Here is a 14,888-nt window from a genome sequence, read left to right as displayed (position 1 = left end):
CCCAATAACAGAGCAGCAAAGGTCACCGAAGGGCCGAAAAACCACTCAATGTGGTGAGTAGGTTCTCCAGTGGTGGTCGTGCCTGAGTTCAGGTGATCTGAAAATCCGACTTTTTCAACAGAATCGGTCGATAACGGTCTGTCGTGACAGGCAGCGATCGGCCAGGAGCAGTCACTCAGTGCGCTTACAAAAGGAGGGACGATTCAATTTCCCATTCAGCTGACCTTGCTGCGATACCAGACGGCAATACATTTATTATCAGCTTGGGATTTTCGTATTTCGAACTGCCGTGATTCGTGCAGGACATGCCTCCAGCTGCTGCAACCGTAGCGCTTGGGCGTCTGTTCGGGATAGGTACCACCAATCCAGCGAATGGATGCTTCCAATCGAGTCCAGCCACCTTCGGCAAGCTTCGTTTCTGCTTCACGTAAACAGCAGCAAATCCCACTGCCAGGCCAATCGACTGAGCCATCCACTCGGATACCGTCGAGCGCATCTTCAAATGCTTGGCTCTGTATAAACGAAGCCATTTTAGCTCGTGCCTCAATCATGTTTTTGGCCCAACGTTGCAGACTCAGGCAATGCCGATTGATGGTTTCGTAGCTTTCCTCCAGAAAACCATCCGCCGCCTGGCAGCCCGATTCAGACCAGAGATCGAAACGCTCAATGAAGTGGTGGACCAGGTTATTGCGCAGGTCAACCAGTTCCTTGAGATCGGCCTTCATTGCCTCATAGTCCTCGGCTGTCATTTCCAACTGGTACCGAAGCCTGAGCCAGATCTGGTCACCGACATAGGCTTCGGTCTGTGACTCTTCTTCGTTTGGGGGCGGCGGGGTCAAAAAGCTTTCGGTCAACATCCCCATCAACGTACCCATCGTCTTTTTCTTTGCACATGCGACCTTCTGGTCGCGGATGCTAGACAGCTGATCTGCAGGACCGGTCAGTTCGTAATGCGCGACAATGGCTTTCAGCTGCCGTTCGTATTGTTGCACGCGCAACAGACAGCGTCCGAGCTTGCGCTGCACTATGTGTTGAGTAGCAGGTACATCATCCGAGGGTACGGTAGTGACTTCATCCATGATCAACGACTCAGGCATAAGTGGTAGGGCTGGAGCGTTCACCGCATTACGCTTGCCCTGCCAGGAAGGCTTGCAACGCGTAAATCGGACGCCTATCAAGCTCAGTGTAGGTTGAGTCAATCCGTTCGGACTTTTTCAAAATAATTTGTCGATAGCTGCGTCTGTGCAGGCTTTCATCGAAAAAAACCGGGACGTCTATGCGTGACGACTCGCAGCGTCGGGCCTGGCTTGTGTGACAGTCGGTGCGCTTTAGCGGATGACTGAACTGAGCCCGCAAGGAGGAAGAAATACTTCATGAACGCACTACTGGAATTACACGGCGCACCCACGGGCAATTGCATCCGGGCAGCCATCGCCCTCGAAGAAGCGGGGCTGGCGTACACGGTTCGACTGGTGGATCTTTCAAAAGGCCAGCAAACAGGGGCGGATCATCGCTCCCTGAATCCGGCCGGAAAAGTCCCGGTATTGGTCGAACGAAAGGGCGATGAGCCTGCCTTTGTGCTCACTCAGTCGAACGCGATCATTTTCTACGCTGCCGAAAAGGCTCCAGAGCGGCTCTTGCCCAGTGCCGCTGGCCACAGAGCTACGGTGTATGAGCGATTCTTCTTCTTTTTGACCGATGTCATCGCACCGGGCCATTCGGCGTTCTTCCTTCGCGGCCAAGGGCTCAACGATGGCTCTGCGCGGCTGGTCGAGCGCATGCTTTTGTCAATTGAGTTGGCTGAACAGTTCGTCAGTGCTGATGCTTATATGGCGGGAAGCTGTTTCTCCATCGCGGATATCGCGGCCTACAGCATCATGTCGTCAGTGGAAGCAGACATCCCGTGGGATCGCTTGCCCAAGCTTCGCCGCTGGTATGAAAGGGTGGGTGTTCGACCCAGCGTGGTCAGGGGATTTCAGGCATTCAGCTCGCGGTGAACTGTTGGCGTCCGGAAGTTTTAGAGATTTTTGCTCAACGCATGCTTCAGTCCAGATATTCGTTTGTTGAACTCGGGTTGACAGCACCTATCTAAAAATGTGGGGAAACTTCCTACAAAACGATGCTGACTGGCTCTCAGGGATCGTGCGGAAACCGCAGTTGCTGGTTAATGCTGCAGATTTATGGCCGTGCCGGTTGGCTGGCCGCTCCAATGGGCGGCCGGGAACTCACTGGACATTGCGTTCGATAGGGACATGACTGCGCAACTCCAAGCGGAGGTGCATCATGCTGCTCAAGAAATGTTTATTGGCCCTGGCAATTGGTGGGGTCCTGTCGGCATCGACTGTTCTAGTGCCCGATTACATCAGTAGTTTCTCCAGCGTGTATGCCAAAGATGGTGGCAGCGGTGGTGGCGGCGGTAACAGCGGAGGCGGTGGTGGTCACGGTGGCGGCGGTGGTTCCGGTAGTGGAGGCTCCGGAGGCAGTGGTCACGGTGGCAGCGGCCATGGAGATGGTGGTGGTCATGGTGCAACAGGCCATGACGGTGACGGTCATGGTCATGGTGGTGTTGCCGGGAACAGAGGCCCGGGCAATGCGCATGACAACGATGCCGCAGATGCAGCCAGGGACGCTGCCAGAAACGAAGCAAATGCAGCCAGAGATGCTGCCAGAGCTGACGCAGATGCAGCCCGGGATGCTGCAAGGGCTACTGCAAATGCAGCCAGAGACGCCGCCAGAGCCGAGGCGGATGCAGCCAGGGATGCTGCAAAAGCTGCTGGCATACCGGGCGCAGATGCTGCCAGAGATGCTGCCCGGGCCGCTGCCGACGCAGCCAGGGACGCCGCCAAAGCAGAAGCCGATGCGGCCAGAGATGCCGCCCGTGCTGCTGCAGATGCGGCCAGAGACGCTGCCAAGGCTGAGGCAAACGCAGCCAGAGAGGCTGCCAAAGTCGAGGCGAGGGACGCCAGAGAGGATGTGGCGGACGCCCCGGACGCCCCAGACGCGCCGGATGTCGACGTGGTTGAGGTACAAAACTAGGCCTGCACGTTTCGCAATGAACACGGCAGGCATTCCCGTAGCAAACGTCCTCGACGTTTGAAGGACGTATTGGCAATCAGTCGCAAGCCCTGAAGTGTCACGGGGCTTGCGACTTTTTTGACCGATTTCTACCGTCCTTCATCGGCAGCATTGGGTCGAAAACTACCCCTGGCTCTCATGCCTGAGTGGGTGCCCGTACCTTATAAATACCCGTCAGCGACAAAGAGTATCTGCCAATCCTCTGGCCTGCCCAGTCGCAGCCTCACGCGCATCAAGATCAACGTCTTCCCCCAGGATGGTCTTCTCCACAATCACCGAATGCACATCGGTCACGCCGATGAATTGCAGCCAGGCTTCCACGTAGGGCTTCTGGAAGTCGAAGCGTTCCGCCGGTGTGATCGACTGCGCTGAAAAATCCAGGCCTCGGGCGTATGCCACTACGGCGATTTTGTTGTGCAGCATGCCTTCCAGACCGCGTTCCGGATCGAAGCTGAACAGGATGTCTTTCTGCGATACTAGGTCGATGAAGTGTTTGAGTTTGTACGGGATGCTGAAATTCCAAAGCGGTACGGACATCACGAGTACATCCGCGCGATGCAGGTGCGCAGCCAGATCCTTCAAGGTGTTCCAGGCCTCCTGTTGCGCTGGGGTCAAGGCAGTGCCGCTGAGTCCTGCGTATTTGGCTTCCATTGCCAGGTCATCGAATTCCGGCAACGCCATGTTCCAGAGGTCGAGAGTGATGATGTCGGTGTCCGGGGTGTTTTCTCGATAACGCGTAATGAAGCTGCGAGCGACTTCAAGGGACGCCGAGCGCTGCTTGCGTGGAGAACATTCAATATGGAGCAGAGTCGTCATGGCGTGCCTCGAGTGGTGGGGTAGGGAGGCATTGCAACATAGTTATATTTGAAATATAAATCGTAAATTACTAGTCGATTAATCACGTAGAAAACTATGTTCGATTCTCTGCTACTCAAAACATTTGTCGCTGTGGTCGACGAAGAAGGCTTCAGCCGTGCAGCGCAAAAGCTGCACCTGACTCAGTCTGCGGTCAGTGGCCATGTGCGGCGATTGGAAGAACAGATTGGTAAACCCCTGTTGACGCGTACCACCCGTTCCCAGCAACTGACGCCCGATGGCGAGCGCTTGCTTTCTTATGCGCGCACGATCCTTGTGCTGAACCGTGATGCATGGGCGGAACTGACGCGTACGCCATTTCATGGGCGGCTGCGGATCGGAATATCCGAGGACTTTGTCGAATCCCGACTACTGCGCGCTTTTCAGGAATTCGCGGCGCAGTACCCAGGGATGGAGATTGACGTGCAGGTGAGCATTCCCGGTACGTTGCTGGCGCTGATGAAGCAAGGGCATCTGGAGTTGGTCATTGGCTCACTGTGCGAAACCAGCGAAGCGGGGACATTGCTGTGGCAAGAACCGCTGGTGTGGGCCTGGTCGGCGCAACCCGTCACCCGGTTGCCGACGCCGTTGCCGCTGGCCCTGTTCCCCGAGCCGTGCCCTTATCGCGAGGTTGCGTTGAAGCGACTGGCTCAGGCGGGGATTGCCCAACGCACGGCGATGTTATGCAGCAGCACCGCCGGGTTGCGGGCGGCGGCGCTTGCAGGCTTCGCGGTTGCGCCCATGACACTCAGTCAGTTGGGGCAAGGGCTGGTGGTTCTTGGGGCTGAACATGGGTTGCCGGAGTTGCCGGATGCAGAGTTTCGGCTGTTTACCTCGCCTGAAGCGGATCAGGCGATGGTGGCGGCGGTTACTCAGCTCATCGTGGAGTATTGCTCCACGCGCAGGGCTTAACGGTCATTTCAAAGGCCAGTATTGAATGCGCTTGGTCGATAACCTTCATTGGTTGCGGACGCTCAGGCTTCACTTGGGAAGCACTGAGCGAATATCCGATTCGTACCTCGTCGAGGTTCTCAGCCTGATTTCTACAGCCTGGTGTTACAGGCAGATTTAGCGACGATAGTAGCGGCGATCGTCCTCGTAGCGATGCCGCATGGCCCGATCCTGGTGACGCTCCCAATAACGATGGCGTTCGGCTTCCCGGCGGGCTTGCTCTCTACGCCACTGCTCTCTACGCCAGTCGTCTCGGCGCCAATTGTCTCTACGATCATGCCAACGGTCGTCATGCCAGTATCGGTCATCATGGGCGAGCAACGACCCTGGCTGATTGCCGGCCATACTGGCCACGGTCGACCAAGGGCTGCCGGTAGCCTGGGCCGGAGCCTGAACGGCCGCCACTTCAGTTGCGAAAACAGGGGTTGAGGTCTTCATCTGTGTTGCTGATGCCGAGCCCACTGCCGCGAATGCGAACAGGCCGAAGATCACCATCCGTAGGTCATGGAATTTCATGAGCGAAGACAACCTCTGAACTGACATGTTGATGTGTAGCCATCTGGCTGCGGGAAGTCTGCGGGTTAGCGCTTGCCGAGCGAATGTGCCTGTCCACATAGACCTGTAAACAGGGAAAAGTTCTAGGGCGCCGCTGTTTAAATTGCCAACGGCCTGAGTGTTCGGCCCCTTTGAGGTTTGCGTGTGAGCGCCATGAAGGCGTCGGTTGATTCACCATCAGGTTCGTAATCGGGGATAGCGAAAGCCCCCCTCTATTTAAGGCAGACTCCCGACGCTACGGGCAAGCTATCGAGAAAGGCGCGAATCTGCCGGGAACCGCGCAAGTGCAGCACAGGAATGTGCGGGCCGATCGCCAGGCGCACCACCTCGATTCCTGGGCGGTAGCCACGATCGAAATTCCACACGAAGTTGAGAAAGGTCAGGAATGCCCGATCGAGCTTCTCTGTGCAGCCTGCTGCAAGGTCAGCGCGAGGGCGGTTCATGATGCTGCGCCTGATCACTCGGGTGAAACAGGTGAGCCGCGAGGTATCGAGCCAGATGATCAGGTCGGTCCGGGGCAGGCGAAGGTCGAAGGTTCGCCGCGCATAGTTGCCTTCACAAATCCAGGCCTCTGGTGTGAGCGCTTTGCGGACCCGTGCGCGGAACTGCTCGGCGTCGGGTTCGACCCAGCCGGGTTCCCAGAACAACGTATCGAGGTGCACCACGGGCAGGTTCAGGCGCTTGCCGAGGGCGCGGGCGAGGGTGGATTTGCCGCTACCGGCATTGCCCAGAATGACAATCCGTTGCATGGGGAGACTTCCTGTCGCGAAAAAGCCGACAAGTGTGCAGGTTTTGGATGGCGCAGTAAAAGGCGGCTTCGACGAGCGACGTCTATTGAGCGGCCGCTTCAGGCTGTCCGGTTCAGAACCAGCAAGCGCACCGCCAGCGCCGTCATTACGACAGCGAAGCCATAAGCGCCCAGGCGGCTGGAAATTTTGCCCCCACGCAGGCGCCCATGTAGCTGCCCGGCACAGACGCTGAGCAGTGAATGAAAGATCAAAGCGATCAGCGCAAGCAACACACCTAATACCATCAGTTGCACAGTGACACTGCTGGTTCCCAGGGTGACGAATTGCGGCAGGAATACCATGAAGAACAACAGCGCCTTGGGATTCAACAGGCTGTTGAGGGTCGCCCGGATGAAGATCTTGCGCCGCGATGCCAATGCAGGTTGAGCATCCGCGTCCGCTGGTGGAGTGCTCAATGCCTTCCACGCCAGCCACATCAGATAGCAAGCCCCGGCCCATCGCAGCAAATCAAATGCCGGCGCCCAACTCATCACCAACGCACCGAGCCCCGCGCTGACCATGGCGGTCATCAGCACGTCGGCCAGGGTTATTCCCAAAGCTGCGGCGAAACCGGCACGCCAGCCATGGGCAACGGCATGGCTGGTGACGATGGCCATGTTCGGGCCAGGCACGATCAGCAACAGCAGGGCGGCGACAGTGAACAGGTAAAGGTTGGTGGCGTCCGGCATAGCGCAAATTCCCTGGATGAGGAACAAGGCTAACCGTAGTCATTGGGTTGAAGCAGATACAGTGGAGGTGGATTTGATAGCAACAGTCAGGTGTATGGCGCCCGGTTGGCTTGAGCTGCAAGCGGGTGCATCGAGCGCCCTGTGCTACATCCGTCTCGTCAGTCGGTTTTAGTGCTCGCTAAAAAGTACGCAACCAACGCGTTGGCATGGCCATGGCCCAAACCGTGTTCAGTTTTGAGCAACGCAACCATCTCCATGTGCTTCTTGCCGTTGACTGTCTTGAGCAGGTTTAGCCAGTGGGTGATTGGCTGCCCATACTTTTTTTCAATAGAGGGAAAGTACGACGCTGGTCCTTTTACTTTTGGATCGTCGGTCATGACGCAAACTCCTTTTTTGCTTGAGAACTATCGGGAGACATTACCCAGAGAGAACCACGACTACGATGACGGCAAATCCTGCGTCTTTCCGGATTCGACAGCAGTATAGAAAGTCATTCGATGGATGCCGATCCGCCGGTCGAGGCGTGCGGCGCTAAAGCCACGTATTCACCACCCGCCGATCCAGTTCTTCCCAGTCCGCCATGCCCAGCACTCGCGTGGTGTTCAACCCGCGCAAATAACCGCGCAACTGATTGGCTGTGGCCCACACAAGTTCCGGGTCGGACGCGTGTTCGCCCAACAATACGGTTTCGTATTGGACCAGGTACTCGGCCACCCGGTCGCGGAAATCGGGCAAAACGGCATCGCGGATCAGGTCAAAAGTTCTCAAGGATAGGTCCTCATCAATTTTTTCCAGTGGTGATTCAGAGTGTGTACCCGTCTGCACGGCGCGCAACTATTGCTAGAGGTAATAGTGACCATTACGAAACACAAGTTCTGCTTTGTTGGTTATAGGCGGAAAATCACCTCCATCGAACACGCACCGTGACGCAGTCCCGCTGCTGGATGAACCGAAGCTTTTATTTTCTGGATAAGACCGATGCGCTCTTTATTTGTACCCGCCATGGCGATTGGCTCTTTGTTGCTCGCCGGTTGCGCTTCCGCGCCGAACGACCCGACCCTGACCTTGCAGACCAGCAAGACCCCAGCCCAATACGCCGATTGCGTCGTACCGAAATTGCAGAGCCATGCGTTGAACCCGACCGTCTCGCAAACCCAGCGCAGCTACCGGATCGTGGTGCCGAGCAAAGTCTCGGCCGACAACGTGCTGGAAGCCTACAAGGCCGGGAGTGGCGGCAAGGTGTTCATCTACGAGCGGCACTTGCTGGCTTCGAACCTGCTGCCTTCAAGTTTTGAACGCGCCGCACAGGACTGCATCTGACCCCGGCCCGTAACGCTTTCTACAGAGCTCCTTTGGTTGGCCGCAACCAACCAATTTTTTACCCCGCAGCCCATTTGGTTGCGGGGCTTTTTTTGTTCTACACGAAATCCCGGGGACAGAAACAAGAACGGCGAAATACTAGCTCCCGCAAATTCGACGTCGTTTAGCTGAACTGGATTTGGGGTAAGCGCAAAACCTGTAGGAGCCGGCTTGCTGGCGATGGTCGTTAACGATAACGCGTAAGAGCTGGTTAAACGCGGGGTACTTGAGTCCATCGCCAGCAAGCCGGCTCCTACAGGGGAACGCCTACACCATCAAACAACGAGGTCGAGCGTTGGCTCGCCTCCCGGCCTGAATCTTGAGACGTTTCCGGGACTCTTATTGTCCCTTCATTCACTCGTCTGAATCGAAAGGCCAAACCGATACTCCTGATTTGCGCCTGCTTGCAGAGATGTCTGTTCAATCACGAAGCCGCAGCGTTCGAGCACTTTTGCCGAGCCGATGTTGTCGACGTAAACGTTGGCAACCAGTTGATTCAGATCCCAACGCAACTGCGCTTGCTCGATCAAATGCCTCACCGCCCGCGTCGCCAGTCCTTTTGCGCAAGCACTTTGAGCGATCCGATAGCCGACTTCTGCCGACCGGGCGGACGTGTCGATGTCTTTCAGGTTCGCCCGGCCCACTATTTTTCCGTCAGCGTCTACGATGACAAAGGGGTGCCAGGTGCCGGCCGCATAATCAGATAAATAGGCAGCAATGTGCTCGGTGACACCCTGCACCGAATAAAAAGCAGCATCGCGTGCGTCAATGTGGCGCTCGAACCACTCGCGATTGTCCCTTTCAAACGTCAGCAACGCCTCAGCATCAGTGTTTTGCAGGGTACGAATTGTGACGGTCTCCATAAGGACGCTCCTTTTCCTGGTGGAACTACTTGGATAAGGGGGCAGAGGCACACTTGTCAGTCGTTTGCCGAGTTGGCGCCCTTACAGAATGACCTGTTGAGGAAGCAACTCACAATTCGAAAAAACCTATTGAATAAAAACTCTATAAACGGGAAGCTCACTGGCGCATTGCTAGTATCCAGTAAGTGAGTATCGCCAGTTTCTGGCTCAGGGAGCGTTGATGAGTTTTCGTCCTTTGACCGACTTCCCGCGGCAATCGAACGATTGCGATATTGTCGCCTCTGAGCTTAAAGGGAATTCGGATACTGTCGGCATGACCAGCGCTGGCAACGAGGATACGATCGAACACTTACTGAACTCGGCGCGCAACTGGACGCACACCACCGCGTGGGTCGTTTACCGTGCCGGTGAACAGATGCATTTGGTCGGGCAGGGCGACCCACAGGCGCAGTGGCCGTCAAGTGTTGCGAATGAACAGTTCGATGCCTTTTGCCAGACCCGACATTTGCACCGCTGGCCGACCGGCAGCGGTGAAAGTGTGCTGGGTTGGCTGCTTGCGCCAGTCACCGAGGCCGCAGAACCGGCGCTCGCCGGTTTTGCCCAGCGCCTGGGCATTGAGGTGCAGACGAATACCCTGGCCCGCGCGCAGATTACTCAGCGTGTGCTGTATGAAATTACCTACCTGGCCAGTTCGACCCGCGACCGGTCAGTGTTCCTGGTGGGGGTTCACCAGTTGCTGGCGAGCCTGATCGACGCCGAGAACTTCTATCTCGCGCTGTATGACCCGCACAGCGGCAAGATCGACTACCCGTATTACGTCGACATCATTGACGTTGATGCAGTGGAGTCCTCGCACTACGAATACCTTGACCCTTCGCATCTTTCGTTGACCGGCCAGGTATTGACCAGCGGCCAGCCGTTGCTGATCGACGCCGCCGGCATCCTCGCGGCTCAGGCCGAAGACCGTTTTTACTGCGTGGGTGATCGCCCCGAATTCTGGATGGGCGCCCCGTTGAAAAATGCCTCGGACGAGGTGTTTGGCATGCTGGCGATGCAGGTCTACGACGTTTCTCGTACCTACAGCGCTGAAGATCGCGCGCTGTTTCTGGTGGTGGCCCGCCACGTGGCCATGGCGCTGGACCGGATTCTGCACCGCGAGGATCTGGAAGCGACGGTGATGCGTCGTACCCTGGAGCTCTCGGCGCTCAACGACGCCTTGAGGCAGGAAGTGGCAGAGCGAGAGCGCGCCGAACATCTGCAGAGCGCGCTGTTTCAGATCGCTGAACTCTCCAGCCGGCCTGGCGATATGGCTGAGTTGTTTGAAACATTGCATGGCATCGTCGGTGATCTGCTGTTCGCGCGGAACTTCTACATTGCGCTGTTCGACGACGCGACCAGTGAAGTGACCTTTCCTTATTATGTCGATGAGCGGCAGACGGCCTGCCCGGTGGCACGGCGAGGGCGCCGGGGCTTGACCGAGTACGTTATCCGTCAGCGTCGACCTTGCCTGATTGACGCCGACGAAGCGGAGCGATTGTCTGCGCAGGGCGACATCGAACTGGCCGAAGCGTACTTCCGATCCTACTCCTGGCTGGGCATTCCATTGTTCGATGGCGATGTGGTGCGTGGCGTACTCGCGGTGCAAAGCTATACCTCGCAAGTGCGCTATACCCTGCGCGACCAGGAACTGCTGACGTTCGTGTCCCGGCACATCGATACAGCCTTGTCGCGCCGCACGGCCGCCGAAGCGATCCATGCCGCCAACCTCAAGCTGGAAGCCCGGGTGCAGATCCGCACCCGCGAGCTCGATCACGCCAATGCCAAGTTGCAACACGAAAACTCCCACGATGCGCTGACCGGGCTACCCAATCGTACCTACCTGCAACAGCGCCTCAATCTGGCCTGGTCGCAGTTCGGCAGCGAAGGCGGGCACCTGGCAGTGATGTTCATCGACCTCGACCGTTTCAAGATGGTCAACGACAGCCTCGGCCACCATTTTGGCGACCTGCTGTTGATGCAGGCCGCCCACCGTTTGCGCGGTTGTCTGCGCGACAGCGATATGCTCGCGCGTTTGGGGGGCGATGAGTTTTCCGTGCTGGCTCCCGAGGCGCCGCTGGAAATCGTAATCGACATCGCCGAACGGATTCTGGTGGCGTTTGACCTGCCGTTCCTGATCAACGGCTATGAAGTGTTTTCGTCCTGCAGTATCGGTATTGTCAGCGCCGACAGTCAGTTCCATCAGGAACCCGCCGACTTGCTGCGCGATGCCGATGCGGCGATGTACCGGGTCAAGAGTGCCGGGCGCGACAGCTACGCAGTGTTCAATCAGGAAGTGCGCCGTGAAGTCTCGGACCAGGTTGAGCGGGAAGGGGCCTTGCGCAACGCGCTCAAGCGTACCGACGAACTGTTGCCGTATTTCCAGCCGATTGTCAGCGTCGAAAGCGGCGAACTGTTGGCTCTTGAGGCACTGATCCGCTGGCATCAGCCGGGCGGCCGGGTGATCGCACCGGGCGAGTTTCTGCCGGATGTCGAGGGGCTGCGCCTGATTGGTCGACTGGACCTGTACATGCTGACCAGCATCGCCGCGATCCTCGCCCAACCCGAACACGCCAATTGGCCTGCGGTGCACGTCAATTGCTCCAGCTACAGCATGACGCGCCCGGACTTTGCCAATGATGTGCTTGCGCTCTTGGCGCGATACGGGGTCGAGCCCTCGCGGATCTGCCTGGAGTTGACCGAAGGTGCACTGGTGGCGGAGCCGGCGATTGCCCGACTGACCATGCAGCAATTGGCCGACAACGGCATGTCGGTGGTGCTCGATGACTTCGGTGCCGGGTTTTCATCTCTGAGTTACGTGCATCAGTACCGCTTCAGCGGTTTGAAGATCGACAAATCGTTCATCCTCGAACTGACCACCAGCCCTCGCAGTCGCGCGATCGTGCGGGCGATTGTGCGGATGGCCGAATCGCTGGACCTCAGTGTTGTGGCCGAAGGTGTCGAGGATGAAGCGACGCTGCTTTTGCTACGCGAAATGGGCGCAGGGCAGGCTCAGGGTTATTATTTTGCGAAGCCGATGGGGTTGGAGGCGTTGTTGGCGAGTTCGTTGATGGTTCGTTAGGGGCTGGATCAGCCCTCAGAGGGCGTGATTGAGTCTTGTGCGGACTCAGCGGCCAGTTTCAATCGGTCAGCTTTGCTGATGTATTTAGACTTGTTTTGCGGTGCCAGTTTGGCACTGGCCTTTTTGGCGTGAGCCTTTAATAGCTGCTTTATTTTTTTCTGACGATTCATGTATTTCTACTCGGCTTGTGAATGCTTGAATGATGGCAGAGGTTTGCACACGAAGCCTAGGGGGGAGACACGGGCTTGCACCGCAATCAAACCCAATCTGATGGTTTGCGGACGATCACATTTGCGCCAGGCAAGCATACAAAACCCGCGACAACGACCGTGTCGCGAGATCAATCGCAAGGGCGCGTTACTTGATCTGCACGATGACCGGACCTTCCGTTACGATCGGCGGGTTCGCGTGGATACTTGATGCATTTTTCTTGATCCACTCGCTTGCGACTTTCAAGCTTGCATCGCTGCCGGCCTTGTCCGTGCAAACCGTCACCGACGTACCACCGTCACCCGTATTCAACAGCGTGTAGCTTACGAGGCCCGGCACTGTCCGCAGGGTCGCTTCAACGTCGGTCTTGCGCTCTTCCAAAAGCTCGAAAAGCTGCTTTGCTCCAGTACCCAAGTAGGTTCTTATCACCGCATACATAGTCGTCTCCTATGGGGCACCGTCTTGATGCCTGTCCAGATCCGCTGATGGCCGCTATCTCTCAGGTTTCAACTCACCCCGATTAATTAAGCTTAGCCACACACCGGCGACTGGCGAAGTGCAACGACCACCGGCCGCTTCTGGCCGATTGCCGCGCCGCGGTCAGGATATTTCCGTGAAACTCAATCGAGTCAATTGGCAGGTGCCCATGATCACAGGGCGCTGGCATCGTTTTCGTGTTCGTCTGCAAATGCCATGAGCACCTCCAGATCGAGCACATCCAATTTTATCTGGGCAATAAAAGCGGAGAAGGCCAGGTTGGCGGCGAGCAGACGTAAATCGCAGGCCCAGGCCGGTAGATGGGTGGGGCCCTGGAGCCAGCCAGATTCAAATAGAGGCGCCAGGCGTACGGTATCGGCCAGACTGAGGCGTCCGGCAAACAAATGCCCCACCAGTTCCGGTCGATTGTCGCGGATCGCGATACGCAATAGGGTATGGACGCCCAGCAAACCCGTCAGGTAAGCGGCATCCTTGGTAAACGCCGAGCCACCACGCAGGTCGGCGCCACGGAAGACCCGCTGGGTTGAGCGGAAGGACTCCTCTTGTGACTGGCCTGCGGCGAGAAACCCCTCGAATACCTGTATGAAATCGGCGCCGTCCAAAGCCTGCTGGACCGCAAGCACGCGCAGGGCCAGGCGGCGCAGGCGGTTGATGTCCATGCTGCCAGTGAACAGTTCTGCCAGGGTGGCAATGCCTTCCTGGGTTTGGGTCGTGCGTGGAGCCCCCAGACCCAGACTTTTGAGGTTGGGCTGGAGCGCGCCATTTTGTGCGGTAGCAACATGCACGAAGGCCTCATGCTGCAATAACTGATTCTTGTCCAGTTCAGAGAACAGGGCGCCGGTACGCAGGCGTATACGGCTTGCCCCGGCGATTGCCTTGGCAGCCAGCGTCGGGTCGAGCACGACCGTGACCCGGCCCTCGCCGAAGAAACGGTCCAGCTCCGGCTGCATCCAGGCGGCGAAGACCTCGGCCGGGATCTCAGCCTGAGTCGGTGGAATCCGGGCGCCACCCAATAGGGCGTCGGTGGTGGTGAGAAAAAAATTGGCCGCGTCCAGCATGCTGAGTTTCTGGCTCGGATAATAGAAATCCGGGCGTCGGTACAACGCGGATGAGTATTGAGTGAAGGCGGGAGTGCCAATCGCCCCCAACATGCGTCCGGCCGTGGCATAACTGCGCGCTGTCATGGCGAGATAGTGCCCGGCTGGGTGTCCCTGATCGCAGCGTCCTATAAAGGCTTCCAGAGCGGCGATGTCGGCACTGTGATCGCGGGGGCGTAATTCGACTCTGGGCAATTCGGCTTTCCCGTTACGCCAATGCGCCAGGAAAACGTCCTCGACGCCATCCGGCCAGGACAGGGCATTCAGTACGCGGATCTTGCGAGCCAGACCGGGTAGAGCGGCATCGAGTTCAGACAGGGGGGCGCTGCTCATGGAGTCACCCTTGAAAGACGAGGATCATTCGAAAAAGCTTAGTCGTTACGATGCGGTGCGTTGTAACCGATCAGGAGGTCTCCTGTTGTTCGCGGGCGACTGTGCCTTTCTACTTCTCGTGCAAGACGGTTATCGACCCAAAGCTGGCGCTGGCAACCTGGTCTCTTTGGTGTGGGAAAAGAATTTCCACTCAGGGGTTGACCACGTATTTTAATACTGTACTATTCGCCTCCCGCTAACGAGCAGTTCGCTGCTGGTTCTGGTTTAAGTTGTTGATTTAGTTAAGAAAAATCATCAACTTTTAAGGTTGCAGTTTGATGAGAGGCGCTGTAGAATGCGCGCCTCGGTTGAGACGAAAGATCTTAACCAGCCGCTCTTTAACAACTGAATCAAGCAATTCGTGTGGGTGCTTGTGGAGTCAGACTGATAGTCAACAAGATTATCAGCATCACAAGTTACTCCGCGAGAAATCAAAGATGTAACCAACGATTGCTGAG

Annotated in this window: 16 protein-coding genes; 5 read left to right on the top strand and 11 right to left on the bottom strand. The window is 57.1% G+C overall.

Annotated elements, in window-relative coordinates; all coding sequences use genetic code 11:
* Positions 1-215: 215 nt before the first annotated feature.
* Positions 216-1,079, bottom strand: coding sequence for an OST-HTH/LOTUS domain-containing protein (locus tag IB254_RS29250; RefSeq protein WP_192420924.1), 864 nt, complete (start codon positions 1,077-1,079; stop codon positions 216-218).
* A gap of 294 nt (positions 1,080-1,373) precedes the next feature.
* Here IB254_RS29250 and IB254_RS29245 point away from each other — a divergent pair, with 294 nt between their 5' ends.
* Together IB254_RS29245 and IB254_RS29240 are read left to right on the top strand one after the other, a co-directional pair.
* Positions 1,374-1,997: a glutathione S-transferase family protein gene (locus tag IB254_RS29245; RefSeq protein ID WP_192420922.1), complete on the top strand. Its 624-nt coding sequence runs from the start codon at positions 1,374-1,376 to the stop codon at positions 1,995-1,997.
* Between the two features lie 386 nt (positions 1,998-2,383).
* A complete protein-coding gene (locus IB254_RS29240; protein WP_192420920.1) occupies positions 2,384-3,097 on the top strand; it encodes a hypothetical protein in 714 nt (237 codons plus the stop codon).
* A 152-nt stretch (positions 3,098-3,249) separates the two neighbouring features.
* Here the strand turns inward: IB254_RS29240 and IB254_RS29235 are convergent, their stop codons facing one another.
* Entirely contained in the window at positions 3,250-3,891 is a 642-nt protein-coding gene (locus IB254_RS29235; RefSeq protein ID WP_192420918.1) for an FMN-dependent NADH-azoreductase, read from the bottom strand.
* A 96-nt stretch (positions 3,892-3,987) separates the two neighbouring features.
* On the opposite strand from IB254_RS29235, the gene IB254_RS29230 reads away from it, so the two are divergent.
* Complete coding sequence (locus tag IB254_RS29230) at positions 3,988-4,842, top strand: LysR family transcriptional regulator (protein ID WP_192420916.1); 855 nt, start codon at positions 3,988-3,990, stop codon at positions 4,840-4,842.
* Between the two features lie 156 nt (positions 4,843-4,998).
* Here the strand turns inward: IB254_RS29230 and IB254_RS29225 are convergent, their stop codons facing one another.
* The 5 genes from IB254_RS29225 to IB254_RS29205 form a co-directional block, all read right to left on the bottom strand.
* Positions 4,999-5,397: a hypothetical protein gene (locus IB254_RS29225; RefSeq protein WP_192420914.1), complete on the bottom strand. Its 399-nt coding sequence runs from the start codon at positions 5,395-5,397 to the stop codon at positions 4,999-5,001.
* Between the two features lie 251 nt (positions 5,398-5,648).
* On the bottom strand, positions 5,649-6,185 hold the full coding sequence (locus IB254_RS29220; protein ID WP_192420912.1) for an AAA family ATPase: 537 nt from the start codon (positions 6,183-6,185) through the stop codon (positions 5,649-5,651).
* 98 nt (positions 6,186-6,283) lie between these two features.
* Positions 6,284-6,913, bottom strand: coding sequence for a LysE family translocator (locus tag IB254_RS29215; RefSeq protein ID WP_192420910.1), 630 nt, complete (start codon positions 6,911-6,913; stop codon positions 6,284-6,286).
* Between the two features lie 158 nt (positions 6,914-7,071).
* On the bottom strand, positions 7,072-7,290 hold the full coding sequence (locus IB254_RS29210; RefSeq protein WP_192420908.1) for a DUF4287 domain-containing protein: 219 nt from the start codon (positions 7,288-7,290) through the stop codon (positions 7,072-7,074).
* A 154-nt stretch (positions 7,291-7,444) separates the two neighbouring features.
* On the bottom strand, positions 7,445-7,681 hold the full coding sequence (locus tag IB254_RS29205; protein ID WP_192420906.1) for a hypothetical protein: 237 nt from the start codon (positions 7,679-7,681) through the stop codon (positions 7,445-7,447).
* A 210-nt stretch (positions 7,682-7,891) separates the two neighbouring features.
* On the opposite strand from IB254_RS29205, the gene IB254_RS29200 reads away from it, so the two are divergent.
* Positions 7,892-8,233, top strand: coding sequence for a hypothetical protein (locus IB254_RS29200; RefSeq protein ID WP_192420904.1), 342 nt, complete (start codon positions 7,892-7,894; stop codon positions 8,231-8,233).
* Positions 8,234-8,622: 389 nt separating this feature from the next.
* Here IB254_RS29200 and IB254_RS29195 read toward each other — a convergent pair whose 3' ends face one another.
* Entirely contained in the window at positions 8,623-9,135 is a 513-nt protein-coding gene (locus IB254_RS29195) for a GNAT family N-acetyltransferase (RefSeq protein WP_192420902.1), read from the bottom strand.
* Positions 9,136-9,355: 220 nt separating this feature from the next.
* On the opposite strand from IB254_RS29195, the gene IB254_RS29190 reads away from it, so the two are divergent.
* Positions 9,356-12,253: an EAL domain-containing protein gene (locus IB254_RS29190; RefSeq protein WP_192420901.1), complete on the top strand. Its 2,898-nt coding sequence runs from the start codon at positions 9,356-9,358 to the stop codon at positions 12,251-12,253.
* An 8-nt stretch (positions 12,254-12,261) separates the two neighbouring features.
* Here IB254_RS29190 and IB254_RS29185 read toward each other — a convergent pair whose 3' ends face one another.
* The 3 genes from IB254_RS29185 to IB254_RS29175 all read right to left on the bottom strand — a co-directional run bounded on the left by IB254_RS29185 (position 12,262) and on the right by IB254_RS29175 (position 14,391).
* Complete coding sequence (locus IB254_RS29185) at positions 12,262-12,423, bottom strand: DUF2986 domain-containing protein (protein WP_008035506.1); 162 nt, start codon at positions 12,421-12,423, stop codon at positions 12,262-12,264.
* A gap of 187 nt (positions 12,424-12,610) precedes the next feature.
* Entirely contained in the window at positions 12,611-12,901 is a 291-nt protein-coding gene (locus IB254_RS29180) for a hypothetical protein (protein WP_192420900.1), read from the bottom strand.
* A gap of 212 nt (positions 12,902-13,113) precedes the next feature.
* Positions 13,114-14,391: a flavohemoglobin expression-modulating QEGLA motif protein gene (locus tag IB254_RS29175; RefSeq protein WP_192420899.1), complete on the bottom strand. Its 1,278-nt coding sequence runs from the start codon at positions 14,389-14,391 to the stop codon at positions 13,114-13,116.
* Positions 14,392-14,888 lie beyond the last annotated feature (497 nt).

The sequence above is a fragment of the Pseudomonas sp. PDM03 genome, from assembly GCF_014852385.1.
In the GTDB taxonomy this organism is placed as follows: domain Bacteria; phylum Pseudomonadota; class Gammaproteobacteria; order Pseudomonadales; family Pseudomonadaceae; genus Aquipseudomonas; species Aquipseudomonas migulae.
Note: the sequence above shows the minus strand (reverse complement) of the source record. Positions and strands in the feature narration are given on the sequence as shown.

Coding starts and splice junctions, on each gene's coding strand:
- IB254_RS29250 (WP_192420924.1), bottom strand. CDS start 1,079: ATGGATGAAGTCACTACCGTACCCTCGGATGATGTACCTGCTACTCAA.
- IB254_RS29245 (WP_192420922.1), top strand. CDS start 1,374: ATGAACGCACTACTGGAATTACACGGCGCACCCACGGGCAATTGCATC.
- IB254_RS29240 (WP_192420920.1), top strand. CDS start 2,384: ATGCCAAAGATGGTGGCAGCGGTGGTGGCGGCGGTAACAGCGGAGGCG.
- IB254_RS29235 (WP_192420918.1), bottom strand. CDS start 3,891: ATGACGACTCTGCTCCATATTGAATGTTCTCCACGCAAGCAGCGCTCG.
- IB254_RS29230 (WP_192420916.1), top strand. CDS start 3,988: ATGTTCGATTCTCTGCTACTCAAAACATTTGTCGCTGTGGTCGACGAA.
- IB254_RS29225 (WP_192420914.1), bottom strand. CDS start 5,397: ATGAAATTCCATGACCTACGGATGGTGATCTTCGGCCTGTTCGCATTC.
- IB254_RS29220 (WP_192420912.1), bottom strand. CDS start 6,185: ATGCAACGGATTGTCATTCTGGGCAATGCCGGTAGCGGCAAATCCACC.
- IB254_RS29215 (WP_192420910.1), bottom strand. CDS start 6,913: ATGCCGGACGCCACCAACCTTTACCTGTTCACTGTCGCCGCCCTGCTG.
- IB254_RS29210 (WP_192420908.1), bottom strand. CDS start 7,290: ATGACCGACGATCCAAAAGTAAAAGGACCAGCGTCGTACTTTCCCTCT.
- IB254_RS29200 (WP_192420904.1), top strand. CDS start 7,892: ATGCGCTCTTTATTTGTACCCGCCATGGCGATTGGCTCTTTGTTGCTC.
- IB254_RS29195 (WP_192420902.1), bottom strand. CDS start 9,135: ATGGAGACCGTCACAATTCGTACCCTGCAAAACACTGATGCTGAGGCG.
- IB254_RS29190 (WP_192420901.1), top strand. CDS start 9,356: ATGAGTTTTCGTCCTTTGACCGACTTCCCGCGGCAATCGAACGATTGC.
- IB254_RS29185 (WP_008035506.1), bottom strand. CDS start 12,423: ATGAATCGTCAGAAAAAAATAAAGCAGCTATTAAAGGCTCACGCCAAA.
- IB254_RS29180 (WP_192420900.1), bottom strand. CDS start 12,901: ATGTATGCGGTGATAAGAACCTACTTGGGTACTGGAGCAAAGCAGCTT.
- IB254_RS29175 (WP_192420899.1), bottom strand. CDS start 14,391: ATGAGCAGCGCCCCCCTGTCTGAACTCGATGCCGCTCTACCCGGTCTG.